The sequence below is a fragment of the Rathayibacter sp. PhB179 genome (assembly GCF_004345345.1).
Classification (GTDB): domain Bacteria; phylum Actinomycetota; class Actinomycetes; order Actinomycetales; family Microbacteriaceae; genus Rathayibacter; species Rathayibacter festucae.
Genome location: NZ_SLVD01000007.1, coordinates 193,652 through 220,082 on the forward strand (window position 1 = coordinate 193,652; position 26,431 = coordinate 220,082).

Consider the following 26,431-nt stretch of genomic DNA (forward strand, 5'->3'; position numbering starts at 1 on the left):
GGCTGGAGTCAACCACAGGGGGGTCGGCTTCTGCGCGTCGGGAGCACGCTTTCCCGCGCCGCGGCCCAGGGTTTTGCTTGGCGGGAAGCAAAAGTCCGCGTAGGGTCGGGGGACCAATGTTCGACGTCGATCAGGAGCACCCCCCGGTGGCCACACCCTCAGACCTCTCCGTCCAGCTCTACTCGGTCCGCGACGCGCTCGCGGAGGACCTGCCGGCCGCGCTGGACCGGCTCGCCGGACTCGGCTTCGCGAAGGTCGAGCTGTTCGACCTGGTGAACCGCGCCGACGCCTACCGCTCCGCCCTCCCGGCCGCCCGCCTCACCGCGCCGAGCGCGCACGCCCGGCTGCTCGAGACCGGGGCGCCGGTCGAGGAGATCCTCGACATCGCCGCCTCGCTCGGGGTGCAGACCGTGATCGACCCGATGGTCGACCCGGAGCGCTGGACCAGCGCCGACGGCGTGAAGGCGATCGCCGACGAGCTCAACGGGTTCGTCGACTCCGCCGCCTCGCGCGGGCTGGTGCTGGGCTACCACAACCACGCCTTCGAGTTCGAGAACCGCGTCGACGGCCGCAGCGCCTTCGAGCACCTCGCGGGCCTGCTCGACCCGCGCATCGTCCTCGAGCTGGACACCTACTGGGCCGCGGTCGGCGGTGACGACCCGGTCGAGGTGCTCGGCCGCCTCGGTGATCGCGTGCAGTTCCTGCACGTGAAGGACGGGCCGATCTCGAAGGAGACGTCCGAGCAACTGCCCGCGGGCGAGGGGGCGATGGACGTCCCGGCGATCCTCGCTGCAGCCCCGCAGGCCCTGGCCGTCCTCGAGTTCGACGCCTACGCGGGCGACGTCTTCGAGGGCCTCGCCTCCGGCCTCCGCTACGTCTCGGAGCTCAGCGCATGAGCGGCGCGGGGCGCGTCGGCGTCGGCGTCATCGGCGCCGGCAACATCAGCACGCAGTACCTGACCAACCTCACCGTCTTCCCCGACCTCGAGGTCCTCTTCGTCGCCGACATCGACCTCGAGCGCGCGAAGGCGCAGGCCGAGGCGTTCGGCGTGCCGGCCTCGGGCACGGTGGACGAGCTGCTCGCGCACCCCGGCATCGAGATCGTGGTGAACCTCACGATCCCGGCCGCGCACGTCGAGGTCGCGCGCAAGGCCGTCGAGGCGGGCAAGCACGTCTGGACCGAGAAGCCGTTCTCGCTCGACCGCGACAGCGGCGTCGAGCTGCTCGCGCTCGCGAAGGAGAAGGGGCTGCGCGTCGCCACAGCGCCCGACACCTTCCTCGGTGCCGGCCTGCAGACCGCGCAGCGCCTCATCGAGGGCGGAGCCATCGGCACACCGCTCTCGGCGATCACGCTCTTCCAGGGCCCCGGCCCCGAGGGCTGGCACCCGAACCCCGAGTTCTTCTTCACCACCGGCGGCGGACCGCTGCTGGACATGGGGCCGTACTACATCACGACCCTGGTGCAGAACCTCGGCCCGGTCGAGAGCGTCACCGCGGTCTCCTCGCAGGCCCGGGCGACCCGCACGGTCGGCTCCGGCCCGCGCGAGGGCACCGAGTTCCCCGTGACGATCCCCACGCACATCGGCGGGCTCCTGCGCTTCGAGTCCGGCGCCTCGGCGCAGGGCGTCTGGAGCTTCGAGTCGAGCCTGCCGCGGATGGGCTTCGTCGAGATCAACGGCTCGGAGGGCACCCTCGTGCTCCCCGACCCGAACATGCACGACGGCGAGCTGACGCTGTACCGGCGCGGCGAGTCCGAGCCGGAGGTCGTGCAGGCGACCGGCTCGACCGCCTCGCGCGGCACCGGCGTGCTCGAGCTCGCGCGCGCGATCCGCGCCGACCGTCCCGAGGCGGCCTCGGGCGATCTGGCCTACCACGTGACCGACGTGATGCTGTCGCTGCTCGAGGCCGCCGAGACCGGCGAGAAGGTGCTCGTCGAGAGCACCGTCGCGCCGCGCCCCGCTCTGCCCGAGGACTGGGACCCGAGCGAAGCGACGCTCGTCTGATGGGCGGACCCCTGCGGGTCGGCGTGCTCGGCGGCGGCTTCATGGCCGCCGTGCACAGCCGGGCGGCCCGCAGTGCGGGCGCGGTGCTCGCGGGCATCGCCTCCTCCAGCCCGGCGAAGGGCGAGCGGGCGGCCGGCGAGCTCGGCTTCGAGGTCGCCTACGACGATGCGCGCGCGCTGATCGAGGACGACTCGATCGACGTGGTGCACGTCTGCACGCCGAACGGGACGCACGCCGAGCTCGCCCTCGCGGCGATCGCGGCGGGCAAGCACGTGGTCTGCGAGAAGCCGCTCGCGGCGACGACGGCGGAGGCGACCGCGCTCGTCGACGCCGCGTCGGCCGCCGGGGTGGTCGCCACCGTGCCGTTCGCCTACCGGTTCCACCCGATGGTGCGCGAGGCGCGGGCCCGCGTCGCGGCCGGTGAGACCGGGCGGCTCGTGACGGTGCGCGGGAGCTATCTGCAGGACTGGCTGCTCGGCGCGTCCGACGACAACTGGCGCGTCGACCCGGCGGCGGGCGGGCGCTCCCGCGCCTTCGCCGACATCGGCTCGCACCTGGTCGACCTGCTCGAGTTCGTGACCGGCGAGCGGATCGCGGCGCTCGCGTCGCTCACGAGCACGGTGCACGCGGAGCGCGGCGGGCGTCGGGTCGAGACGGAGGACGCCGCCGGGGTGATCGTCCGCCTCGAGGGCGGCGCCGTCGGCACGCTGCTCGTCTCCCAGGTGACCGCCGGGCACCGCAACGAGCTGGTGCTCGAGGTGTCGGGGCTCGAGGAGTCGCTGCGGTTCGAGCAGGAGCTGCCCGAGACGCTGTGGGTCGGGCGGCGCGACAGCGCGACGCTCGTTCCGCGCGACGGGTCGATCCTCCGCCCTGATGCGGCGCGGCTCTCGATCGTGCCGAGCGGGCACCCGATGGGCTACCAGGACGCGTTCACCGCGTTCGCCCGGGACACCTACGCCGCCGTCGCCGGCGCGGACGTCGAGGGTCTGCCGACCTTCGCCGACGGCCTGCGGGCCGCGCGCATCACGGACGCCGTGCTCGACGCGTCGGCGGCCGGCGCCTGGGTGGACGTGCCGGCCTAGCCGCCTCCGCGAGATGCCACTTGTGCACGCCTTTCACGGCGTGTCGCGTGCACAAGTGGCATCTCGCGGGAGTCCGGCTTACGCGGACTCGGCGTCCTTGGCGGCTCGCTCGGACTTCAGGCGGGCCTGCTCGCGGCGGACCTCGGCGTAGGAGTTCTGCTCGACGCGGAGCCACTCGGGGACCTCGTCGAGGAGGGCCTGGATCTGCTCGGTGGTCAGCGCCTCGTCGATGCCGCCGCGGGCGAGGCCCGAGATCGAGACGTTCAGGCGCGAGGCGATGACCGGGCGCGGGTGCGGGCCGGTCTCGCGGAGCTTCGTCAGCCACTCGGGCGGGTTCGCGACGAGGTCGTCGTACTGCTCGCGCGTGACCGCCGACTCCTGGAACTCCTCCGGAGTCGCGGGGAGGAAGATCTGGAGCTTCTTCGCCGCGGTCGCAGCCTTCATCGTCTGTGTCGCCTTGGCCATGCGGCAACCCTACCGGTGGGCGCGCAGGACCTACCCTGGACGGATGAGCGACGAGCCGGTCCCCCGCGAGCAGCCGGCACCCCGCGAGGACGCGGTCGGCCTGGACGACGGGGCCGATGCCGCTGAGGCGGACCTGGAGACGCCGGAGACGGACGACGCGGACCCGGAGGGCGCCGAGCCGGACGACGTCGAGCCCGACGCCACCGAGCCCGTTGACGCCGAGCCGGACGAGGCCGAGCCCGAGGGCCCCGCGCTCCTGATCGCGCTGGTGCCCGGCGTCACGCCGACCAAGTGGACCCGGGTCTGGTCCGAGCGCCGCCCCGACCTGCGGCTCCGCGTGCTCCCGATCGCGGAGAGCGAGCAGGAGGAGGTGCTGCGCGACGGCCGCGCGCAGATCGTCTTCGTGCGCGGGGACCTGCGCAGCGACTCCGTCAGCTCGATCCTGCTCTACGAGGAGCAGCCCGTCGCGATCCTGGCCCGGGACCACCCGTTCGCGGACGCCGAGGAGATGGACGTCGCCGACCTCGCCGACGAGCACCTGCTGCAGGAGCCGGAGACGGTGCCGGAGTGGGCGGCGCTCGCCGCGGAGATCGCGGACGGGACCCGCCGGGCGCTGCCGCGGATGGCCGGCCTCGACGACGCCGTCGAGCAGGTCGCCGCGGGAGTCGGCGTGCTGATCGTGCCGCAGTCGGTCGCCCGCGTGCACAGCCGGAAGGACGTGCGGGTCGTCCCCGTCACCGGCGTCGCGCCCACCAGCATCCGCCTCGCCTGGGCGACCGAGGACAAGACCGACGACGTCGAGGACTTCATCGGCGTGGTCCGCGGCCGCAGCGCGAACACGACGCGCGGCACAGCGGCGACGCCGAAGGTCGAGTCGCGGGCGAAGGCGGCGAAGGCGAAGGCCCGCGAGGCGCGGGAGAAGCTGGAGAAGGCCGGCGGCGGGAAGAAGAAGCCCGCCCGCCCCGGCGGTACCGCGCGGCCGGCGGTGCGGCGGACCCGGAAGCCCCGTGGGCGCTGAGCTCGACGGGGTTCCGCGCTGGAGCCTCCGGGCGGGGCGGCTCGACGACGCCCCGGTGATCGCCGAGCTGCGCGCCGTCGTGATGCGGCCCGACCTCGAGCGGCTCGACCGCTACGACGAGCACCGGGTGCGGCACCGCTTCCTGGACGGCTACCGGCCCGAGCACACCCGCGTGATCGAGGCGGACGGCCAGGTCGTCGGCTGCATCGCGGCGCGACTCGAGGACGACGCGGTCTGGATCGAGCACTTCTACCTCGCGACCGCCGCGCAGGGGCGCGGGATCGGCGGGGCGGTCCTCCGGCGGGTGATGCTCGAGGACGGGCGCGCCGACCGGCCCTTCCGCCTCGACGTGCTGCGGGGGAGCGCCGCGCGCCGGCTCTACGAGCGGCACGGCTTCCGCTGGGAGCGGCCCGAGGGGGAGTGGGACGAGATCCTGGTCGCGCCGCCGCTCGCTGCTGCCGCGGGCTGACCGCGACTCCGGAGCACCTCCGGCTCGCGGAATCGGCTCCGGCTCGCGGGAATCGGCCGTTTCGACGAGCCGGACGAGGTTCCGCGTGCCGGAGGTCCATCGGTGGGCCCGCTCCCGGCCGGCGGGGCTAGGGTGCGCAGATGCCCACGAGCGATGAGACCTGGACCCTGGCCGACCACGATGTACCGGTGTACTGCAGCGGAGAGGGCGGGCGCGTCCTGATCCTGATCCACGAGGTGTGGGGGGTCGACGGCCACATCCGCTCGGTCGCCGACCGGTACGCGGCCGAGGGCTTCCAGGTCGTCGCGCCCGAGCTGCTCGCCGACAGCGGTCTGCTCGAGCAGCTCGAGACCGAGCAGCGCGCGGACTACGACCACCCGGTCCGCCGGCTGCCGCGCCAGGTGGAGCTGCGGACGTTCTTCGCCCCGGTGTTCACACCGCAGCACGCGGTGCGGACGATTGCGATCCTCCGGGCGCTGGTCGAGCGGCTCCTGCGCGAGGAGGGGACGACGAGCGTCTCCGTCACCGGCTTCTGCTACGGCGGCACCTTCAGCTGGGCCCTCGCGCTCGCGGAGCCGCGCGTGGCCGCGGCCGTGCCGTTCTACGGGCACAACACCGCCTCGGCGGAGGAGCTCGGCTCGCTGCGCGTGCCGGTCCTCGCGTTCTACGGCGAGCAGGACGAACCGCTGATGGCGCAGGTCCCCGGGATCCGCGAGGCGACCGCGGGCAAGGACGTGGAGATCGTCGTGTATCCGGGAGCCGGGCACGCGTTCTTCAACGACGCGAACGAGGGCATGTACCGGGCGGATGCGGCGACGGACGCGTGGCCGCGTGCGCTGGCGTTCCTGCGGGAGCACGCGGGCTGAGGCGGGGCCTCAGCGGGAGGCGCGGCCGACCGAGGAGCAGGCGCTTTCTGCTGGTCGAGTAGCGCGCAGCGCGTATCGAGACCCGCTGTTCGAACGGTGGTGGATCTCGATACGCCCGCTGCGCGGGCTACTCGATCAGCATGGCTGTGCTGCCTGCTGCCTGCAGCTCCTCGATCAGCATGGGCTCACGCGACGTCGCGGACGTGGCCGTTCTTGAGGTGTAGGCGGCGCTGGGCGCGGCGGGCGACGGCGGAGTCGTGGGTGACGATGACGAGGGTGAGGCCGAGGTCCTTCCAGAGGGTCTCGAGCAGGGTCATGATGTCGTCGCGGGTGTCCTCGTCGAGGGCGCCGGTCGGCTCGTCGGCGAGGAGCACCGTCGGGTTCTTGACCAGTGCGCGGGCGATCGCGACGCGCTGCTGCTGACCGCCGGAGAGCTCGGTGGGCAGGTGGTCGAGCCGGTCGGCGAGGCCGACGGAGGCGAGGGCCGCCTTCGCCCGCTCGGCCCGCTCCGCCCGGGGGACGCGCTGGGGAGCGAGCGCCGTCTCGACGTTCTCGAGCGCGGTGAGCGTCGGGATCAGATTGAAGCTCTGGAAGACGATCCCCACCTCCCGCGCCCGGATCGAGGCGAGACGCGCGTCGCCCGCCGAGGAGATCTCGTGCTCGCCGAGGACGACGGTGCCCGAGGTGGGGCGGTCGAGGGCGCCGAGCATCTGCAGCAGCGTCGACTTGCCGCCGCCGGTCGGGCCCTGGATCGCGACCATCTGCCCGTCCGGGATGGTGAGGGTGACGTCCTTCAGCGCGGTGACCGTCGTCTTCGCTCCGTCGTAGCTCTTGGTGACGTTCGTGAGGGTGTACATGCGGGTGTCCTTCCGGGGACGAGGAGACGAGGAGACGAGGAGGTCAGCCGACCGAGCGGAGCGCGGCCGCGGGGCGCAGACGCGAGGCGCGCCAGCCGCCGAGGGCTCCGGCGAGCAGCCCGCCGAGGACGGCGAGGCCGACCGCGAGCAGGATCACCGGCACGGTGACGGGGAGCGAGAGCGCCACCTCGGTGGCCGCGGCGGTCTGCGCGGCGCCGGGGCCGCCTCCGCCGAAGCCGCCGCCGGGACCGCCGGCACCCATCGCCGAGGTGGTGGTGGAGGTGCCCGAGAGGGTGGGCGCGATCAGATTCACGATCGTGACGCCGACGAGCCCGAGGACGATGCCCGCGGCGCCGCCGATCAGCCCCTGGACGACGGACTCGCCGGCCACCTGGCGGACGATCGCGCCGTTGCTCCAGCCGATCGCCTTGAGCGTGCCGAACTCACGGGTGCGCCGGGTGACGCCCGAGACGGTGAACAGGATCGCGATCAGGAACGCGGCGGCGAGGACCAGCAGCGAGAGCCAGGTGCCGAGGTTCGCCACGAGGCTGCCCGCGGTGGAGAGCGAGCCGGAGACGCTCGAGGCGAGGTCGGCCTGCGTCGAGACGGTCGCGTCGGGCAGCGCGGTCTGCAGGGCGGTCTGGATCGAGGAGATGTCCTCGGAGGAGGCGGCCTGGACGTAGACGGAGGAGATCAGTCCGGCCTGGCCGGAGAGGGTCTGGGCGACGTCGAGCGGGATGTAGGTGTCGGAGGCGGTGCTAGCGTCCGTGGAGTCGGTCGTGACGATGCCGATCACGCTGAAGTCGGTGCCGCCGATGTCGACGGTCGAGCCGACGGACAGCGCGGCCGTGGTCGCGTAGGAGGAGTCGACGACGACGACGTTCTGGCCCGCGTCGTCCGCGGTGAAGGTGCGGCCGTCGGTGAGGCTCACGTCGGCCAGGGGGCCGATCGCGGAGCCGGCCGGGTCGAGGCCGAGCACCGAGAAGGAGTCGACGCCGAAGGAGGAGCCCCCCGCGCCGTCCGGGCCGCCCGTGGGCGCCTCGCCGGCCGCCGGAGCGGTGCCTGCGGCGCCCTGACCCGCGGTGCCGCCGGTGCCGCCGGTGCCGCCCTGCTGGGCGGAGTCGGGCAGCTGCCCGCTGAAGGTCGTGTTGTTCAGCGCGAGGACGCCGATCGCGGCGGAGACGTCGGTCACGCCCTGCGCGGTGGCGACGGCCGAGGCGTCGAAGGTGGTCGTGCCGCGGTCGGCCTCGAGGCGCGACTGGCTGACGGAGGTGGTGCCGTCGTCGGTCGTCCCGTCGGTCGAGCCGAAGTCGAAGCGCTGGCCGGGGGCCTGCCCCTCCGTCGGGGCGACGGCGGCCTGGGTGACGGTGATGTCGGTGCCGACGCCGTAGACGGACTCGAGGACCGAGGCCTGGGCGCTGCGGACTCCGGCGGAGAACGAGGTGACGAGGATCACGAGGGCGATGGCGAGCGCCATTCCGGCGGCGATGATCATCGTCTGCCGGCGGCGGTTGGTCAGCTCTCGCCGGAGATAGGTGGCGAACATGGCGTCCTTCGGTCGGGGAGGCCGAGCGGTGGGGTCCGCTCGACGTCCCGACAGTAGGAAGGCGCGCTATGCGGCTCGTCTCGGTCGTCTATGAGTCGCCGATGTGCGCCGCCGGGCCCGCCGGCTCGCCGTGGGGTGACGTGCCGGTCAGCGCCGCTCCGCGCCGGGACGGAGGAGCCCGGCGACCAGCTCGAAGGTCCGCTCCGGCGCCTCGAGGTGCAGGTCGTGGTGCACGCCGGGGACGCGCCGCACGCCCCAGCCCGCCGCCTCGAGCCGGTCGACGACGGCATCGGGGAGCACGGCGGGCGAGTCGTCGGAGAGGACGAGGACCGACGGCACGGCCGGAGCGCCGACCGCGACCGGGTGGAAGGCGACGTCGCGGAAGACGCCGATCGCCATCGAGGCGTCGAACCGGCCGCGCGCGTCGTCCAGCGAGGCGCGGATCTCCGGCGGGTAGCCGCGGCGCACCGCGGCCCCCTTGCGGGCCTGCACCAGGCCGGCGACGCCCATCGTGACCTGCGGGACCGCCCAGAACAGCCGCCCCGCGACGCCGCTGGTGGGCAGCGCGAGCGCGAAGCCCGGATCGAGGTAGACCGCCTGTGCGGGGCGGAGGCGCGGCACCGCGCGCACCAGCACCGCGCCGCCGAGCGAGTGGCCGACGACGCCGTCCAGGCCCGCCGGCAGGGTCTCGACGAGGTCGTCGGCGAAGTCGTCGAGGCGGTAGCGGGAGGTGCGCTCGCTGAGGCCGTGCCCGCGGAGGTCGACCGTGGTGACGGCGTACTCGCCGGTCGCGACCAGGCGGTCGGCGAGCGGCGCCCAGGTCGCCCCGTCGGCGCCGAGGCCGTGGACGAGGGCCAGCCGGCGCTCGCCGTCTCCGGTCGTCGTGGTGTGCAGTCGCATCGGTCCGTCTTTCTCGAGGGGCGGGCGGGGGAGCAGGGGGCGGCGGGCGCAGGACGGCCCCGGGACCCCGCCGCGGGTCCCGGGGCCGTGCCGGTCAGCGGACCGACTTGATCGGGATCACCGCGAGCGCTCCGAGCACCACGAACACGATGCCCGAGACGAACAGCACGGGGTAGCCGCCGGTGAGCGAGACGAGCCCGGCCGCGATCGAGGGGCTGAGCGCCTGGGGGAGCGTCGTGGCGAGGCCGAGGATCGCGAGGTCGCGGCCCGCGGTGCTGGCGCCGGAGGTCATCGAGACGGGCAGCACCTCGGTCATCAGGGCGAGGTCGATCGAGATGTAGGCGCCGAAGCCGAGGCCGAGCAGGAAGCTGTAGATCAGGATGCCGGTGGTGGTCGGCAGCACCAACGGGACGGCGAGGCCGATCGCCATGATCACCGAGGCCCAGACGATGAAGGGCTTGCGGCGCCCGATCCGGTCGGACAGCACTCCGCTGGTGAGCGCGGAGATCAGCACGCCGAGCAGGAGGACGATGCCGATCTGCGCGGCGAAGCCGTTGGACGCCTCGTCGCTGAGGCCGATGTAGTCGCGCAGGATGTAGAGCCCGAAGGTCTGCGCGCCGTAGAAGCCGATCACCATCAGGAAGCGCGCCGCGAAGGCCCAGGCGAAGTCGGGGTGCTTGCGGGGGTCGACCCAGAAGCCGCGGAGGAACTCGCCGAGGGTCTGGCGGGGAGCGGCGACGTCGTCGCGGCTGGAGCGGTCGGGGTTGACCACGACGAAGAGCGCGACGATCACGAGCAGGAGCACGGCGAGGACGACGTAGGGCAGCGCGCCCGAGCCGACCGTGGAGCCGGCGATGACGGCGCCGGCCGCGTTGCCGACGGTGATGCCGAGGCCGATCATGCCGGAGACACCGCCGCGCTTGGCCGCGGGGAAGCGGTCGGGCACGAGGGCGGTCGCGGCGGCCTGCAGGGCGTTGAGGCCGAGCTGGACCACGAGCCAGATCACGGCGACCATCACCACCGAGCTCGCCAGCGGGAGGCCGAGGACGAAGCCACCCGCGAGCAGCGCCCCGCCGATCATCCAGGGGGAGCGGCGGCCGAAGCGCGAGCGGGTCGCGTCCGACAGCGCGCCGGCGATCGGCTGCGCGAAGACGTTGGCGAGGAAGGCGACCGTGGTGACGATCGCGAGGTTGCCGATCTTGTTCGCGGCGTCGAGGTCGGCGACGAGGTTCGGGATGAGGATGCCGAGGCCGCCGGAGTTGATCGCGAGGATCGCGACGTAGACGAGGGCGAGGCCGACCGAGAGCCGGCGCAGCCGGAGCGGTCCGGTGAGGACGGGCGGGGTGTCGGCGACGGCGGCGGGGCCGGCGCTGCCGGGGGTCGGCGCGACGTCGGAGAGGCCGTGATCGGGGTGGGGAACGACGTTGTTCATGGGGAGCTCCTGAGCTGGGGGCGGCGGTGCCGCTCGGGGACGCTCCACTCTCGGTCCTCGCCGCCCTCGCCGACAATGGACGGACCTTCCACTCTCGAGCCGCAGGGTGGAGGATGCCTCCATGGCACGGCAGCAGTGGCTCGACCTCCTCGCGGACCAGGCCGACCTGCCCGCGCTCGAGGCGCACCGCGTCGCGCTGCTGGCGGCCGGTGCCGAGGAGTCGGTCGTCGACGCCGAGTCGCGCGCGGCCGTCGAGATCGCGGTGCTGCTGCAGGAGCGGCGCCACCGCGCGGTCGAGCTGGCGGCACTGAACGACATCGCCGGCCGGCTCGCCTCCGTCGCCGATCCGGGCGAGCTGCTGGTCGAGGTGGTCGACCAGGCCCGGCGGCTGCTGGGCGTCGACCTGACCTACGTGGTGCTGATCGCCGTGGACGACCTCGAGATCCGGGTCGCCAGCGGAGATCGATCGGCGCACCTGGTCGGCGTGCGCCTGCCGAGCTCGGCAGGGCTCGTCGGCGCCGTGCTCGAGGCGGGAGCGCCCCGGTGGACCTCGGACTACGCGGCGGACGAGACCCTCGTCCACGAGCCGCGCGCCGATCGCGCCGCCGCCGCCGAGTCGATCCGCGGCCTGCTCGGCGTGCCGCTCAGCGTGCGCGGGCAGGTCCTCGGCGTGCTGCTCGCCGCCAAGCGGGAGGAGCGGCGCTTCGGGCAGCACGAGATCAGCCTGCTGACGGCGCTCGCCGCGCACGCCGCGGTCGCGCTCGACAACGCCAGCAGAGCGCAGGAGCTGCGGGACGCGCGCGACGGTCTGGCGGCGACGCTGCGCCTGGACGCCGAGCTCACCGCGGCCGTGCTCGCGGGCGGCGACCCCGACTCCCTCGTCGAGCGGGTGCGGGCGATGACGGACGCGCCGGTGCGCTGGTTCGCGCACCCCGGCGCCGGGCCGATCGGGGCGGCGCTCGCCCGGGCGGGCGAGTCGGGCGATCCGGGCCGCATCCGGGTGGGCGAGGCGCTCGTGCAGCCGGTGCTGGCGGCGGGCACCCTCTTCGGCGCGCTGGTCGTCGACGACGCGGAGTCCGGCACGTCCGACTCCGGGGCGCCCGCCGTCGATGCGGCGCTGCTCGTCGAGCGCGCCGCTCCGCTGATCGCGCTGACCCTCGCCGGCGCTCGGGCGACCGCCCGCGCGGTGCAGCTCGGCCGCGACATCGCCACGATCGACCTGCTCAGCCGGAGCGAGGAGGACCCGGCCGCCGAGAGCCGGCGCTGGTGGGGAGCGGGCCTCGATCCCCGCCGGGCGCACCTCGTGGTGGTCGCGGGCGGCGACCCCGAGCGCGCCCGGCGGTACGTGGCGGGCCTGCGCCTCGGCGAGCGCGTCGCCTCGGCAGTGCACCGCGGTCAGCTGGTGCTCGTCGTCCCCGCCGACCTCGACCTGTCTCTGCGCTGGGGCGGCGAGGAGGCACCGGCGGCGGGCCTGGCCGGGCCGGTGCTCGAGCCCGCGGGGCTGCGCGCGGCGCACGCGGAGGCCAGCCGGACCGCCCGGGTCATGACGACGCTCGGCCGGACGGCCGTGCTGGCGCGGGCCGCAGACCTCGGCGTCTTCGCGGTCCTGCTCAGCCGGACGGGCCGGCAGGAGCTGCGCGACCAGACGGCGCGCGAGCTGGGACCGGTGCTCGCCGAGGAGACCGCGCGCGGCGTCCCGCTGCTCCGGACGCTCGAGGTGTTCCTCGACCAGGGCCGCCGGCCCACGGCCACCGCAGCGGCGCTGCGCGTGCACGTCAACACCGTCTATCAGCGGCTCGCGGCGCTCGACCGGCTGCTCGGCCGGGAGTGGCGGGGGCGGGCGCTGGAGCTCCAGGTGCTGCTGCGGTTGCGGCGCGCCGCGGAGGACCTCGACGACGCCTGAACCGGCGGGACGTCCGAAGACGCGACCGGCGGGGGAACCGTCCGGGGCCGACAGCGGAGCGCTGTTTCGCGACGCCTGATCGACCTCCTCGGCGGGTCGGCTCGCCTCGGCGAGGAACGCGACCGAGGCGCCGGTCGCCGGAGCGGCGCTCGGCGGCGCCCGGAACGGCGCGGATCCTCGCGCGCGGCCGTGCAGGCGGCTCTCAGCCCGGATCCAGGTTCTCCCGGATTCGAGTGATCCTCGCCGCGTTCGCCGGGATGGATCGAAAGGGGGACAGCTCCCTAGCTTTCCCCTTGTCCGGTCGCGGGGGTCTCCTCCGACGCACGGCCTCCGCTCCGACTCCTCGAAAGGGAACCCGTGCCCGAGAACTCCCTCTCCCGCCGCTCGCTCGCCAAGACCGCCGCCTGGAGCGTGCCGGTCGTCGCCGTCGCCATCGCCACTCCCGCTGCCGCCGCGTCGAACGCGACCGTCGACATCGTCGTCTCGCGCGCCTGCCGCACGCTCACGCTCGGCGGCTCCGTGCCGCGCTTCACGGTGTCCGCCGTGACGGGCAACATCCCCGCCGGCACGACCTTCACGCTGTCCAGCCCGCGCCTGGCGAACGTGAGCGTCTCGGCCGCGGGTGCGACCGTCGGCGTCCTCGTCAACAACACCATCACCTTCACCATCGCAACGGCGACCCCGTCGGCGATCATCGACATCACCGGCGTCCTGGGCGTCTTCGCGGTGGCCGAGTTCCGTCTCTCCCTCGCCAGTGTCCCCGCCGGCTTCACGGAGACCAACACGGGGAACAACACGGCGGCTGCGAACCTCACCGGTCTCTCCGCCTCCCCGCTGACCGGCTTCCTCGGGGTCTGCCTCGGGATCTAGGTCTCGATCACCTGAGCGGGCGACTTCGGTCGTCCCCGGTGACCGACCACCACAGAAGCGCCAGGACCGGTTCGGGGTCCTGGCGCTTCTGCGTTCCCGGACGCGCTCCCGCCGTCGTTCCCGTCCTCGGGGCTTCCCCCTGCCTCCCGCGCGGCCCTAGGCTCGCGCCACCCGGTACGAACCGATGGAGGCGCGATCATGACGGCGACCAGCGAGAAGACGGCACCTCCCGAGCTCAAGCGGGTCCTCGGCCCCAAGCTCCTCCTCCTCTTCGTGGTGGGGGACATCCTCGGCACCGGCATCTACGCGCTGACCGGGCAGGTCGCCTCGGAGGTGGGCGGTGCCGCCTGGCTGCCGTTCGTGATCGCCTTCGTCGTCGCGACGCTGACCGCCTGCTCCTACCTCGAGCTGGTGACCAAGTTCCCGCAGGCCGCCGGCGCCGCGCTCTACGCGCACAAGGCGTTCGGGATCCACTTCGTCACCTTCCTGGTCTGCTTCACCGTGATGGCGAGCGGGATCACCTCCGCCTCGGCCGCCTCCGGCGCGTTCGCCAGCAACTTCGCGATCGGCTTCGGCCTGGGCGACGGCGCGGGCACGCGGCTGAGCATCGCGCTGATCTTCATGGTCTGCATCGCGCTGGTGAACCTGCGCGGCGTCGCCGAGAGCGTCGGCCTGAACGTGGTGCTCACCCTGATCGAGCTGTCGGGCCTGCTGCTGGTGATCTTCGTCTGCTTCTTCGCGGTGTTCGGCGGCCAGGCCGACTTCTCCCGCGTCGTCGCGTTCGAGACGCCCGAGGACAAGTCGCTCCTGCTCGCGGTCAGCACCGCGACCTCGCTGGCCTTCTTCGCGATGGTCGGCTTCGAGGACTCGGTCAACATGGCGGAGGAGACCAAGGACCCGAGCCGCATCTTCCCGAAGGTGATGCTGACCGGACTCGGCATCACCGCCGTCGTCTACGTGCTGGTCTCGACGCTCGCCGTCGCGATCGTGCCGATCGGCGAGCTGGCCGGCAACGACACCCCGCTCGTGACGGTCGTGGAGACGGCCGCGCCGGACTTCCCGATCTCGACGCTGCTGCCCTTCATCTCGCTCTTCGCCGTCGCGAACAGCGCGCTGATCAACATGATGATGGCCAGCCGACTGCTCTACGGGATGAGCAAGCAGGGCGTGCTGCCGCCGTTCCTGAAGAACGTGCTGGCCGGCCGGCGGACGCCGTGGGCGGCGATCCTGTTCACCACGGTCCTCGCGCTGCTGCTCACCGCGTACGTGTCGCGCGACCCGTCGGACCCGATCGCGGTCCTGCTCGGCGGCACCACGTCGCTGCTGCTGCTCGCGGTCTTCGCGGTGGTGAACGTCGCGGTGCTCGTGCTGCGACGCCAGCCGGTGGAGCACGCGCACTTCCGGACGCCGACCGTGCTGCCGGTGCTCGGTGCGATCGCCTGCCTCTACCTGGTGCTGCCGATCACCTCCGGCCGCGACATCGCGCAGTACGAGATCGCGGGCGTGCTGCTCGTGATCGGCGTGCTGCTCTGGTTCGCGACCTTCATCGACCGGCGCGTGCGCGGCTACGCCCGCTCGGCCGTCGTCGACCCGGAGGAGTTCGACGCGGACCCGGCCGACGAGCCGGCTCCGGGATCGAAGCGCTAGCTGCACTTGGCGCGAGAGTCGACGCGCACGTCCCTGCTGATCGAGTAGCCCGCGGAGCGGGCGTATCGAGATCCACCCGTGGCAGACGGCGGGTCTGCAGACCGCTCCACCGAGGACGGTGTGCTCCTCCTGTCGGGCGTCACGGCCCGGTGGGCCTCGAGCGCTCGGGTCCGACGATCAGCTCGACGTCCGCGCCGACGCCCGCGAGGAGGTCCCAGAACTCGGGGCAGGTCTTGTCGACGGAGCGCGGGTGGTCGAGCGCTGCTCCCGCTCCGCCGAGAGCGACGAGGGCCGTGGACATGGCGACGCGGTGGTCGTCGCGGGTGCCGATCTCGGCGGAGCGCGGGGTCCCGGGGTGGATCAGCCAGCCGTCCGGGCGCTCCTCGACCTCGATCCCGAAGGCGGTCAACGCGGCTGTGAGTGCGTCGATCCGGTCGCACTCGTGCTGCCGGATGTGCTCCACTCCGACGATCTCGGTCGTGGCGTCGGCGAAGACCGCGAGCGCGGCGGTCGTCAGCGCGACGTCGGAGCAGTCGTTGAGGTCGAGTCGCGCACCGCCGCGCAGGCGGTCGAGATCGCCGGGCCGTGTGACGGTCACGCCGCGACCGCCGTCGTTCCAGACGCTCTCGCAGCCGAACCGCTCGAGGATCTCGAGGAAGCGCGTGTCGGGCTGCCGGCTCGCGCGCTCGACGTTCGGCAGGTGGATCGACCCGCCGAGGATCGCGGGGAGCGCGGCGAAGTAGGAGGCGGTCGACGCGTCCGCCTCGATCTCGAGGTCGACCGCGGAGGTGGGCCCCGCGTGCACGGTGATAGCGCGGCGGTCGGCGCTCCGCTCGACGGTCGCGCCGAAGCGGCGGAGCGAGTCGACGGTCATGTCGACGTAGGCGCCCTGCACGACGGCGCCCCGCGCGCGGACGGTGACGTCGCGGCCGAGCAGCGGCGCCGAGAGGAGGAGCCCGCTGAGGTACTGGCTGGAGACGCCGCCATAGACCTCGATCGCCGCGGGCGAGATGCCGCCGCCCCGGACGCGCAGCGGGTAGCGCTCGGGCTCGCCGAGGGCGGTGAGCGCGCCGGGGAACGCCTCGAGCGCGGCGAAGAGGCCGGCCATCGGGCGCCGCGTCATCTGCTCGCTCGCGGTCAGCGTCCACTCGCCCGGCCCGCCGAAGGCGAGGAAGCAGGGCAGGAAGCGGGCGATCGTGCCCGCCGAGCCGACGTGGAGCTCCGCGTGATCGACAGGGCGAAGGGCACCGAGCCCGGTGATCGAGATCGTGTCGTCCTTGTCGATCGCGGTGGCGCCCAGTGCACGGGCGACGGTCGCGCCGTGCCGGGTGTCGTCGCTGCGGAGGGGGCGCCGCAGCACCGACGTGCCCCGCGCGGCGAGGGCGAGGACGATCGCCCGGTTCGTCAGGCTCTTGCTCCCGGGGACCGTGACGCAGCCCGAGACGGCGGCGTTCAGCGGCCGCACGATCGCGCGCGAGGAGTCCGGCATCGTTCTGCTCCGTCCGTCCGGGCGCGCGAGTGCGCGCCAGCTGCAGGATAGCGGCGGGCGATCCGCCCGCTGTCCGTGATGGCGCGCGGTGCGGCGGTCACCGGCGCGCCTCTCCGGCCGCGCACAGTCGAGGCATCGCCAGGGCATAGCGCGCTCATAGGAAACTCCTGATACTGGGGAGACATGAGCACCCCGGCCCCTTCGAAGCATCTCGCCTCCGCGCAGCGCACCCGCCTCAAGCGAGCGGACGGCACGCCGATCCGCGTCCTCGTCGTCGACGACGAGAGCACCCTCACCGATCTGCTGCAGATGGCGCTGCGCTACGAGGGCTGGGAGGTGCGCACCGCCGCCGAGGGCCGCTCCGCGATCACGATCACCCGCGAGTTCCGCCCCGACGTCATCGTGCTCGACGTGATGCTGCCGGACATCGACGGGCTGCAGGTGCTCCAGCGGATCCGCGCCGACGGCAGCGAGACCCCGGTCCTCTTCCTCACCGCGAAGGACGCGCTCGACGACCGGATCGCCGGGCTCACCGCCGGTGGCGACGACTACGTCACCAAGCCGTTCTCCCTCGAGGAGCTCGTCGCCCGGATGCGCGGGCTCATCCGCCGCTCCACCCTGCTCGCCAACGACGCCGACGACCCCGAGGTCGTGGTGGGCGACCTCGTCCTCAACGAGGACAGCCACGAGGTGCGCCGGGCCGGCACCGACATCGAGCTGACCGCGACCGAGTTCGAGCTGCTGCGCTTCCTGATGCGGAACCCCCGCCGCGTGCTGAGCAAGGCGCAGATCCTCGACCGCGTCTGGTCCTACGACTTCGGCGGCAAGTCGAGCGTCGTCGAGATCTACATCTCCTACCTCCGCAAGAAGATCGACGCGGGGCGCTCGCCCATGATTCACACGGTCCGCGGCGCCGGCTACCTGCTGAAGCCCGCCGAGCAGTGACGACCGGGGGCGGGCGGCTGCGGCCCACACTCGGCGACTTCGCGACCCGGTCGGCCCTCCGCCGCTCGAACGCGTCCCGACGCGCGCCCTGGACGCTGCGGCGCCGGATGGTCGTCGCCGTCGTCGCGCTGGTCGCGGTGATCGCGGGGATCGTCGGGACGGTCAGCGTGCTGTCGCTGCGCGGCATCCTCTACGACAACGCGGAGACGCAGCTCTCGGAGTCGCTGGACCGGCTGGCCGGCTTCGACGGGCCGGGCCAGTTCGCCGGCTCCAGCGCGATCGAGCGGGCGACCACCTGCCCGAGCGGCGACTTCGCGGGGCGGCCCAATCAGGACACCCAGACGATCACGGCGGTGCTCGGGGCGTCCGGTGCCTACACCGGCGCGTACATCGACAGCTCCGGGGCCTGCCAGGAGTTCGCCGACCCGGCCGACTCCGTGCTTGCCGCCGCGGTCGCCGACGCCGGTGACGCGACCACCCTCGATCTCGGCGACGCCCTCGGCCAGTACCGCGCAGAGGCGCGCGTGATCGACGGCTCGGTCGTGATCGTCGGAGTGCCCCTCGGCGAGGCCGAGGACACGCTCCGGACCCTGACCACCGTGGTGGTCGTCGTCGTCCTGCTCGCGATGCTGCTGGTCGCCCTGATCGCGACCGCGATCATCCGGGTGGCGCTGCGGCCGCTCGAGCGGGTGGAGGCGACCGCGACCCGTGTCGCCGAGCTGCCGCTCGAGCGCGGCGAGGTCGAGCTGATCGAGCGGGTGCCGGAGGAGGACGCCGACGTCCGCACCGAGGTCGGCCGGGTGGGCGCCGCCTTCAACCGCATGCTCGACCACGTCGGCGGTGCTCTGGAGTCGCGCCAGGCCAGCGAGAACAAGGTCCGCCAGTTCGTCGCCGACGCCTCGCACGAGCTGCGCACGCCGCTCGCGGCGATCCGCGGCTACGCCGAGCTGCCCCGCCGCGGCGACGTCGAGCTGTCGGAGTCGGCGAGCTACTCGCTCGACCGGATCGAGTCGGCCGCCACCCGGATGACCTCGCTGGTCGAGGACCTCCTCCTGCTCGCGCGCCTCGACGAGGGCCGCGATCTCGAGAAGGAGCCGGTCGACCTGACGATGGTGCTGATCGAGGCCGTGTCCGACGCCCACGTCGCCGGACCGGACCACGAGTGGGACCTCGACCTGCCGGAGGAGCCGATCGAGATCCGCGGCGACGGCTTCCGGCTGCACCAGGTGGTCGCGAACCTGCTGCGGAACGCCACCGTGCACACGCCGCCGGGCACGCGCGTCGTCGCGGCGCTCGCCGAGGACCGCGACGAGCGCGGCCGGCCGATCGCGGTGGTGACGGTCACCGACTCCGGTCCGGGGATCGACGAGGCGCTGGTGCCGGTGCTGTTCGAGCGCTTCGCCCGCGGCGACTCCTCGCGGGCGCGGACCACCGGCTCGACCGGGCTGGGCCTGGCGATCGTGGCGGCCGTGGTCGAGGCGCACGGCGGGCGCGTGCTGGTCGAGTCGGAGCCGGGGCGCACCAGCTTCCGGGTGGAGCTGCCCGCGGGCTGACGCGGCGGGTGCGATCTGCAGGCGATGCCGTCCGGAACGCGCTCTCCTCCGCGGGGGAGTGCCGCGCGGTTGGCGGATCGCCTGCAGATCGAACCGCTGTCGTCAGACCTCGACGCCCAGGCGGCGGCGCGCCTCGTCGAGCGTGCGCACCACCTGCACCGTCTCGTCCAGCGGGTGCACCGGCGACTCGGTGCGCCCCTCCGCCACGTACTGCGCGAGGTGCACGGCCTCCCACGCGAGGCCCTCGCCGCCCTGCAGCCCGGTCTCATCCCGCCACGAGCCGCTCTCGGAGCCGCGGGTCAGGGTGACGCCGCTCGGCGTCCAGAACGACGGGTGCACGTCGATCCGCCCCTCGCTGCCCGCGACGCTCGCCGCGTGCAGGGTGTCGGCGAGCACGGTCGAGGTCGCGACCGACTGGATCCCGTGCGCGTGCCGGCCGACGATCGTCGCCATCGCGTCCACCCCGGTCGAGGTCAGCGCGCCGGCGACGACGGTGCTCTGCGGCGCGCCGGCCACCATCGAGACGAAGGACGAGGCGTAGACGCCCACGTCGAGGAGTCCGCCGCCCGCGAGCGCCGGGTCGAAGATGCGGCTGGCCGGGTCGAACGCGAACGCCGCGCCGAAGTCGGCGGAGACCAGCGCGGGAGCGCCGACCGCGCCGTCCGCGAGGAGCTGCCGCACCACGTCCATCTGCGGCAGGTAGCGCATCCACATCGCCTCCATCGCGAAGACGCCGGCGTCGCGCGCCGCATGGACGATCATCTCGGCCTCGCCCGCCGTGGTGGCGAACGGCTTCTCGATGAGGACGTGCTTGCCCGCGGCGATCGCGCGCAGGGCCTGGCGCGCGTGCTCCGAGTTCGGCGAGGCGATGTAGACGACGTCGACCTCGGGGTCGTTCACGACCGCGTCGGAGCCGACCGAGGCCCGCTCGATGCCGAAGCGCCGGGCGAACTCGTCGGCGCGCTCCTGCGAGCGCGAGCCGACCGCGACCACGCGCTGCCGGGTGTGCTTCTGCAGCGCGGCGACGAAGGTGCCGGCGATCGAGCCGGGGGCGAGGACTCCCCAGCGCAGCACCGGGGAGTCGAGGAGCGAGGGGAGCCGGGGCTCGGGAAGCGTCAGTGCCATCCCGCCACGCTATGCCCTCCCCCTGGGCGGCGCCGAGCCCCCGCCACGCGGGCCCGGAGCTCCTGAGTCGCCCGAGAAGGCTCGTTCTCGGGCTGGAGAACGAGCCTTCCCGGGCGACTCAGCGGATTTCAGCGGAGTGCAGCAGACCTCAGTCGACCGCGGTCATCGCCGCTCCGACGCCGCGCAGCCGGGCGACCGTCAGGGTGCCGATCGGCTGAGGGGCGCCCTCCGGCGAGAGGACGAACGCGTTGCGGGCGACGTAGAGAGCGCCGTCCCGCAGCTCGATCGCCGCAGGCGAGACGACCGCGAGTCCGGTGATCGGCGTCGAGGTGCGCGGCAGGATCAGCGCCACGCGTCCCGTGCCGTCCGGGCCGCCGAACAGCTCGGTCACCACGACGGTGCCGGTGACGCGGTCGACCGCGAGGCCGGTCGCGCTCAGCAGGCCGGTGGCCACCGTGCGGATCTCGCCGGTCGCCGGGTTCACCCGCACCACGGAGCCGCGAGCGCCGAGGCTGGCGTCCTCCGGCCCGCCGGGCAGCGTCGACACGTACAGCCAGCCGCCGGGGCCGACCTCGACGTCGGTCGGGACGGGCTCGAACGAGTAGCGGTAGCCGGCCGTGCAGGCCGGGAAGCCGAAGGCCGCCGCCTGCTCCGCCGTGATCGTGATCGGGGCCGTGGGCGGCAGCACCGCCACGGTCGAGACGACGCCGTTCGGCGTGACCTTCAGGATCGCGTTGCCGGCCGCGTCGGCGACGTAGACGCCGGCGCTGGTCGCGGCCGACGCGTAGGGGTGCACGTCGATCCGGCCGGTGTAGGAGGCGGGGCCGGCGACCTCCGGGTCGACCTGCGCGGCGCACTCGGCGGGCAGGCCGAGGAAGCCGTAGCTGTTGCCCGCATCCGGGTTGGCGCTCGCCTCGTACGCGCCGAGGTCGGCGAGGGTCGTCGGCGCTCCGCCGCCGCTCGGCACCGATTGCAGCAGCGCCTCGCCCTCCTCCTGGACGCCCTCGCTGTAGTAGACGGTGGAGCCGCGGACCGAGACGGCCCCGATCTCGGTTCCGGGCGCGCTGACCAGGGTCGAGGTCGCGCCGGAGGGAGCGACCTTGGTCAGCATCCCGGCGAAGTTCTGCGCGACGTAGGCGGTGCCGCCCGCATCGACGGCGAAGCTGAGCGGCGAGACGAGTCCGGTCGCTCGATCGGTGACGGAGACGAAGGACAGCGGGGAGGGGGTGGCCTGGGCGACGGGGGCCGAGACGAGAGTCGTGACCGCGACGGCGGCGGCCGCGGTGAGGAGGAGGCGTTTGTTCACGAGGTGCTCCTTTGCACTCGGGGTGCGGGCAGAGCAGTGCTGCGGGTCGAACGATCCGCGGCTCCGACCGCGGCGACGGGAATCGCCGATGCGCACACCGTAGGACCGCGGTGGCCAGGAGTCCATGGGGCGGACCCCGTCACGCGGCAGACCCGCGTGGCGGCGCGGGTGCTCTGCGCCGGATCCTCCGCACCCCTAGGGTGTGAGAGCCCGCGCCGCCGCGGGCGGAGGAGGCGTCATGCCGGAGTGGTACACCCTCGGCGTCGTCGCCCTGGTCATCGTCGTGGTCGTCGTCGCGATCGTCCGCTACCGCTTCAATCCGGTGCTCGCGCTCGCCGTGGGCGCCGCGGCCATCGGCCTGCTGACCGGGCTCGGCCCCGTCGACACCGTCTCGACCATGACCCGCGGTTTCGGCGAGGTGATGATGGAGGCGGGCCTCCTGATCGGCTGGGGCGTGCTGATCGGCGCGATGCTCAACGAGATGGGCGCGGTCGTCCGCCTCGTCGAGGGGCTGCTGCGCGTCTTCGGCAAGCGCGGCATCCCGTACGCGCTCGGGCTGTCCTTCGCCACCTATCTGCAGACGATCTTCGTCGACGCACTGATCGTCATCGCGGCGCCGCTCGCCCGGCGGATCGCGCCGCGGCTCGGCCCGGCCGGCACGGGCATCGTCGCCGTCACCTTCGCCGTCGGTCTCGAGATGGGCATCGTGATGATGGTGCCGGGCTTCGCGGCCGTGGCGCTCGCCGGGCTGCTCGGGGTGCCGCTCGGCGTGATGCTGCTGGGCGGCTTCGTGGTGGTCGCACCGACCGTCGTGGTCACGATCCTGCTGATGTCGCTCGCCTTCCGCCTGGGCTTCTGGGATCCGGCGCGCGACGAGCAGCTCGTCGTGCGCGACGAGACCGCCGGGCTCGCGACGGTGCCCGCGGGGGAGCGGGCCGGGAGCGAGGCGGTCGGCGGATCCGGGTCGGCGGGGTCCGGGCGGTCCTCGAGCGGTGGCTCCGCGGCCGGTCGCTCCACCGCTGACGGCGACACAGACGCGCGCGACGCCGACGCCCCGCGCGAGCGCCCGCTGCTCCTGCTGTTCGCCCCGATGCTTCTCGCGCTGCTGCTCATCGCCGCGCAGGCCGTGCTCTCGGTCGCGGGCGCGGAGGTGCCGGTGCTGCAGTTCCTCGGCAACCCGGTGATCGCGCTGCTGCTCGCCGTGATCGCGACCGGCCTCGTCGGCCGCTCCGTCGTCGGGACTCCGCGGATGGAGAAGGCGGTCGCGAAGGGCTTCCAGGACGGCGGGCAGATCTTCCTGCTCACCGGCGTCGGCGGCGCGCTCGCGGCGGTGATCGCGGAGGGCGACCTCGGCGAGCTGCTCAAGGGCTACTTCTCGGCGAACGCCGCCGCGCCGCTGCTGCTGGTCTGGCTGATGGCGGCCGTGCTGCACATCGCCGTCGGCTCGGTCACCCTCTCGGCGATCACCGCCGCGGGCGTCGTGGCCCCGGTCGCCGCGACGCTCGGACTCGATCCGCTGCTGATCGCGCTCGCCGCCGGCTCCGGCGCGCTGTTCTGCATCCACGTCACCTCGAACACCTTCTGGCTGCTGCAGAGCTTCCTCGGCCAGTCCGTCCGCGGCGCCCTCAAGTCGGTGACGGTCGGCGTCTCCCTCGCCTCCGTCCTGGCCCTCGGCATGGTCCTCCTCCTCTCGCTGTTCCTCTGATCCCTGCCGATCCCCGCCGCGAGATGCCACTTGTGCACGCCTTTCACGGCGTGTCGCGTGCACAAGTGGCATCTCGCGGAGGGGGACCGGCGTGACACGTGCCGGAAACACGGGTGGCCTAGGTTCCTGAGAGGGTTCACACGTTGCTCCGAGGTCGATGACGCAGGAGCGAGCGCGGAGCCTCGTCCGCGCCGACCTCCGACACGAAAGATCTCCGCTTGAGAACACGCACCGCCCTGACCTCCGGCTGCGCGGCCCTCGCGCTCGCCGCCGGCGGTCTGCTGATCGCGCCCGCCGCGACAGCGACCACCACCGCGACACCGACCGCCGCCTCCGCCTTCGAGCGGGTGGACCTCGTCCGCCCCGCCTCGGCGCCGATCACCGAGCCCGCGAGCTACCCCTACCGGGAAGCTCTCACCGAGGTCGCGGTCGACCCGACCGACGCCTCGCTGACCCGCGGCGTCACGCCGTACGACCGGATCGCCCCGGCCCTGAACGACCTCGCCGCGCGCTCCGACCGCGTCTCGACCCAGGTGGTCGGGAAGTCGGGCCTCGGCCGCGACATCTACCTGGTCACCGTCACCGCTCCCGAGACCGCCGCCGAGACGGCGCAGCAGGCCGAGTGGCGCGACCGCCTGAAGAACGAGCCGGAGGCGGCCGCCGCCGACGCCGAGCTGATGGCCGAGTACAAGGTGCCGACCTGGTTCAACGGCAACATCCACGGCAACGAGTGGGAGGGATCCGACGCGATCCTGAACTACATCGAGAAGGTCGCCACCGCCGAGGACGCCGAGACCCAGGCGCTCCTCGAGGGCAACCGCCTCTACTTCACCGTCACCAACAACCCCGACGGCCGGGCCCTCGGCCAGCGCGCCGTCGCGGCCGGCTACGACCCCAACCGCGACATGATCACCGGCGCGACGAACGAGGCGGCGGTCATCCGCGACCTCTCGAGTGTCCTGCAGCCGACCTACTTCATCGACATCCACGGCTACACCGGCATCCTGCAGGTCGAGCCCTGCGGTCCGCCGCACGGCGAGAACTACGAGTACGACCTGTTCCTGCCGCACGCCTACGCGACCGCGCTCGAGATCGAGCGCCGCGTCGTCGAGGCGGACGTGCCCGGCAACACCTACAAGGCCGCCGACGGCAGCGTCACGACCGAGAACACCGGCCAGATCCTGATCCCCTACCGCGACATCCGCGCGGGCTGGGACGACTGGCCCCCGATCTTCGCGCCGCAGTACGTCGCCTTCCAGGGCGCGATCACCAACACGGTCGAGCTGCCGCTCGGCCGCACCGCGAACGAGACGCCCGAGGAGATCGCCCAGGGCCAGGCCAACGCCGACATCGACATCGAGGTCGCCGGGATCGTCATGGACGCCTCGGTCGACTACATCGAGGCCAACCGCGACGCCCTGCTCAGCAACCAGGTGCAGATCTTCGAGCGCGGCGTCACCGGCGCCCCGGCCGTCGAGATCCCCGCCGACGTCGCCGCGTCCGACCTGCCGGCCGGCACGCCGACCGAGTGGACCGAGATCTGGGACGAGACCGACGTCTACACGACCGAGTACCCCCGCGCTTACGTGATCCCCGCCGGCGACGCGCAGCGCTCCTCGTCCGACGCCGAGACCCTCGTCGCGCAGCTGCTCGCGCACGGCGTCGAGGTCGATCGCACGACCACGGCGATGACAGCGGGCGGCACGACCTACGCCGCCGGCTCCTACGTCGTCGACATGCACCAGCCCGTCCGCGGCCTCGCGAACGTGCTGCTCGCCGACGGCACCGACATCTCCGACCGCGTGCCCGAGATGTACGACGTCTCGGCCTGGAGTCTCTCGCTGCTCTGGGGCGCCGACGTGATCCCGGTCGGCTCCACGCTCGACCCGATGCCCGCCGTCGAGCTCGAGCCGGTCACCGCCGTCGCCCCGAGCGGCAGCGTCCCCGCCGACGCCGGCTACCTCGCCTTCGAGCCGCGCGGCGTGCTCGAGTACCAGGCGGTGAACGCGCTCCTGGGCGCCGGAGTCGCGCTCGAGCAGTTCGCCGACGGCACGATCGCCCTCCGCGCCGACGCCGACGGTCTCGCCGCCGCGAAGGCCGCCGCCGCCGAGTTCGGCGTCGACTTCACGGCGACCACGGCGGAGCGTATCGAGGACGAGGACGGCACCGCGCTGTCCGCCGTCCGCGTCGCCTACTCCGGCTCGCACGAGGACCGCGACGCGCTGGCCAAGCTCGGCTTCGCCGACGCGGTCGCCGTCACGGCGGACACGCTCGCCTCGGGCGAGACCGTCCTCACTGACGCGGACGTGCTGCTGCTGGGCCGCGCGCTGTCCTTCACCCCGGAGCAGGCCGCGGGCCGCACCGCCGTCGAGGAGTTCCTCGCGGCGGGCGGCGACGTGGTCGGCCGCGGCGGAGCGGGAGCGGCCTTCGCGACCGACTTCGGCCTCGCGACGCTGACCGCGCAGACCGGTACGAGCGGCTCGAACGGCATCGTCTCGGTCGAGACGCCGGCCGACGGGATCCTCGGCGACTACCCGCAGGACACCGCCTTCGTCTCGCCGGCGCTCTGGTTCGAGGGCTTCGACGCGTCCGTGACGGTGGAGCAGAGCTACGCCGCCGAGGACACCTTCGTCGCCGGGCACTGGGTCGCGTCCGAACGGCAGTCCCGGAGCGACGCGGCCGGGCAGGCCTCGGCCGTCTCGTTCGCGACGGAGTCGGGCACCGAGGGCTTCCTCTTCGGCACCTCGCCGGTCTTCCGCAACCACCCGGTCGGCGCGTTCAGCGACGTCGCCCGGGCGCTGTTCGCCGTGGCGCCCGAGGGCGCGGCCGTCGAGCTGCCGGGGACCCCGGAGCCGACGGCGACGCCGACCGCGACGCCGGAGCCCACGGCCACGCCTGAGCCGACGGCGACTCCCGAGCCGACCGCGACTCCGGAGCCGACGGTGACCCCGGAGCCCACCGCGACCCCGGAGCCGACCGCGACTCCTGAGCCGACGGTGACCCCGGAGCCCTCCGCGACTCCGGAACCGACCGCGACCGCCACGCCGACGGCCGCGCCCACCGCGGCTCCGGAGCCGACCGCCACGGCGACCGCGGCTCCCGTCGCGAAGCCGGGTACCGGCGGTCTCGCCTCGACCGGAGTCGAGACCGGCCCCTGGCTGCTGCTCTCGGGAGGTGCGCTCGTGCTCGGTCTCGGCGCCCTGCTGATCGCCCGCAGCCGCCGCGAGGTCGAGGAGGTCTAGCCTCCGCCG

Annotated in this window: 21 protein-coding genes; 13 read left to right on the plus strand and 8 right to left on the minus strand. The window is 73.6% G+C overall.

From position 1 onward, the window contains the following. Positions 1–146 precede the first annotated feature (146 nt). Genes EDF43_RS15345 through EDF43_RS15355 form a run of 3 tightly spaced genes read left to right on the plus strand, consistent with a single transcriptional unit; the run spans position 147 to position 3,084 of the window. Positions 147–896, plus strand: coding sequence for a sugar phosphate isomerase/epimerase (locus EDF43_RS15345; RefSeq protein ID WP_243646333.1), 750 nt, complete (start codon positions 147–149; stop codon positions 894–896). After that, positions 893–2,002, plus strand: a complete 1,110-nt coding sequence (locus tag EDF43_RS15350; RefSeq protein ID WP_123737381.1) for a Gfo/Idh/MocA family oxidoreductase — start codon at positions 893–895, stop codon at positions 2,000–2,002. Before EDF43_RS15345 ends, EDF43_RS15350 begins: the two co-directional genes overlap by 4 nt. Next, on the plus strand, positions 2,002–3,084 hold the full coding sequence (locus tag EDF43_RS15355; protein WP_132437578.1) for a Gfo/Idh/MocA family oxidoreductase: 1,083 nt from the start codon (positions 2,002–2,004) through the stop codon (positions 3,082–3,084). The genes EDF43_RS15350 and EDF43_RS15355 overlap by 1 nt, the downstream gene beginning before the upstream one ends. A gap of 78 nt (positions 3,085–3,162) precedes the next feature. On the opposite strand, the gene EDF43_RS15360 is transcribed toward EDF43_RS15355, so the two are convergent. After that, entirely contained in the window at positions 3,163–3,549 is a 387-nt protein-coding gene (locus EDF43_RS15360) for a DUF5997 family protein (protein WP_132437579.1), read from the minus strand. 43 nt (positions 3,550–3,592) lie between these two features. On the opposite strand from EDF43_RS15360, the gene EDF43_RS15365 reads away from it, so the two are divergent. From EDF43_RS15365 to EDF43_RS15375, 3 genes are all read left to right on the plus strand, one after another. Next, complete coding sequence (locus EDF43_RS15365) at positions 3,593–4,567, plus strand: LysR family substrate-binding domain-containing protein (RefSeq protein ID WP_165909137.1); 975 nt, start codon at positions 3,593–3,595, stop codon at positions 4,565–4,567. Continuing rightward, positions 4,557–5,036 (plus strand): GNAT family N-acetyltransferase, encoded by a 480-nt coding sequence (locus EDF43_RS15370; RefSeq protein WP_243646334.1) that lies wholly within the window; start codon positions 4,557–4,559, stop codon positions 5,034–5,036. Before EDF43_RS15365 ends, EDF43_RS15370 begins: the two co-directional genes overlap by 11 nt. A 140-nt stretch (positions 5,037–5,176) precedes the next feature. Then, complete coding sequence (locus EDF43_RS15375; protein ID WP_123737378.1) at positions 5,177–5,902, plus strand: dienelactone hydrolase family protein; 726 nt, start codon at positions 5,177–5,179, stop codon at positions 5,900–5,902. A 185-nt stretch (positions 5,903–6,087) separates the two neighbouring features. On the opposite strand, the gene EDF43_RS15380 is transcribed toward EDF43_RS15375, so the two are convergent. From EDF43_RS15380 to EDF43_RS15395, 4 genes are all read right to left on the minus strand, one after another. Next, positions 6,088–6,759 (minus strand): ABC transporter ATP-binding protein, encoded by a 672-nt coding sequence (locus tag EDF43_RS15380; RefSeq protein ID WP_132437581.1) that lies wholly within the window; start codon positions 6,757–6,759, stop codon positions 6,088–6,090. A 43-nt stretch (positions 6,760–6,802) separates the two neighbouring features. Beyond that, entirely contained in the window at positions 6,803–8,305 is a 1,503-nt protein-coding gene (locus tag EDF43_RS15385) for an FtsX-like permease family protein (protein ID WP_132437582.1), read from the minus strand. 147 nt (positions 8,306–8,452) lie between these two features. Next, positions 8,453–9,205, minus strand: coding sequence for an alpha/beta hydrolase (locus tag EDF43_RS15390; RefSeq protein ID WP_132437583.1), 753 nt, complete (start codon positions 9,203–9,205; stop codon positions 8,453–8,455). Between the two features lie 94 nt (positions 9,206–9,299). Beyond that, on the minus strand, positions 9,300–10,637 hold the full coding sequence (locus EDF43_RS15395; RefSeq protein WP_165909138.1) for an MFS transporter: 1,338 nt from the start codon (positions 10,635–10,637) through the stop codon (positions 9,300–9,302). Between the two features lie 121 nt (positions 10,638–10,758). Between EDF43_RS15395 and EDF43_RS15400 the strand changes: the two genes are divergently transcribed. The 3 genes from EDF43_RS15400 (at position 10,759) to EDF43_RS15410 (ending at position 15,057) form a co-directional block, all read left to right on the plus strand. After that, positions 10,759–12,540 carry a GAF domain-containing protein gene (locus EDF43_RS15400; RefSeq protein WP_132437585.1) on the plus strand — a complete coding sequence of 594 codons (1,782 nt, stop codon included), beginning with the start codon at positions 10,759–10,761 and terminating at the stop codon, positions 12,538–12,540. Positions 12,541–12,897: 357 nt separating this feature from the next. Further along, a complete protein-coding gene (locus tag EDF43_RS15405; protein ID WP_123737372.1) occupies positions 12,898–13,410 on the plus strand; it encodes a hypothetical protein in 513 nt (170 codons plus the stop codon). A gap of 198 nt (positions 13,411–13,608) precedes the next feature. Continuing rightward, entirely contained in the window at positions 13,609–15,057 is a 1,449-nt protein-coding gene (locus tag EDF43_RS15410; protein WP_132437586.1) for an APC family permease, read from the plus strand. A 139-nt stretch (positions 15,058–15,196) separates the two neighbouring features. Here the strand turns inward: EDF43_RS15410 and aroA are convergent, their stop codons facing one another. Next, the gene (gene aroA / locus EDF43_RS15415) at positions 15,197–16,546 is read right to left on the minus strand and encodes a 3-phosphoshikimate 1-carboxyvinyltransferase (RefSeq protein WP_165909139.1); all 1,350 of its coding nucleotides are present in this window, start codon (positions 16,544–16,546) and stop codon (positions 15,197–15,199) included. A 183-nt stretch (positions 16,547–16,729) separates the two neighbouring features. Here aroA and EDF43_RS15420 point away from each other — a divergent pair, with 183 nt between their 5' ends. Then, positions 16,730–17,491, plus strand: coding sequence for a response regulator transcription factor (locus EDF43_RS15420; protein ID WP_123447806.1), 762 nt, complete (start codon positions 16,730–16,732; stop codon positions 17,489–17,491). Continuing rightward, positions 17,488–19,044 (plus strand): HAMP domain-containing sensor histidine kinase, encoded by a 1,557-nt coding sequence (locus EDF43_RS15425; RefSeq protein WP_243646335.1) that lies wholly within the window; start codon positions 17,488–17,490, stop codon positions 19,042–19,044. The genes EDF43_RS15420 and EDF43_RS15425 overlap by 4 nt, the downstream gene beginning before the upstream one ends. A 102-nt stretch (positions 19,045–19,146) precedes the next feature. Here the strand turns inward: EDF43_RS15425 and EDF43_RS15430 are convergent, their stop codons facing one another. Together EDF43_RS15430 and EDF43_RS15435 are read right to left on the minus strand one after the other, a co-directional pair. Beyond that, positions 19,147–20,169: a Gfo/Idh/MocA family oxidoreductase gene (locus EDF43_RS15430; protein ID WP_132437588.1), complete on the minus strand. Its 1,023-nt coding sequence runs from the start codon at positions 20,167–20,169 to the stop codon at positions 19,147–19,149. Between the two features lie 148 nt (positions 20,170–20,317). Next, positions 20,318–21,475: a ScyD/ScyE family protein gene (locus EDF43_RS15435; RefSeq protein ID WP_165909140.1), complete on the minus strand. Its 1,158-nt coding sequence runs from the start codon at positions 21,473–21,475 to the stop codon at positions 20,318–20,320. Between the two features lie 238 nt (positions 21,476–21,713). On the opposite strand from EDF43_RS15435, the gene EDF43_RS15440 reads away from it, so the two are divergent. Further along, a complete protein-coding gene (locus EDF43_RS15440) occupies positions 21,714–23,180 on the plus strand; it encodes an SLC13 family permease (RefSeq protein ID WP_132437590.1) in 1,467 nt (488 codons plus the stop codon). Positions 23,181–23,398: 218 nt separating this feature from the next. Beyond that, the gene (locus tag EDF43_RS15445; protein WP_132437591.1) at positions 23,399–26,422 is read left to right on the plus strand and encodes a M14 family zinc carboxypeptidase; all 3,024 of its coding nucleotides are present in this window, start codon (positions 23,399–23,401) and stop codon (positions 26,420–26,422) included. The last annotated feature ends 9 nt before the right edge of the window (positions 26,423–26,431 follow it).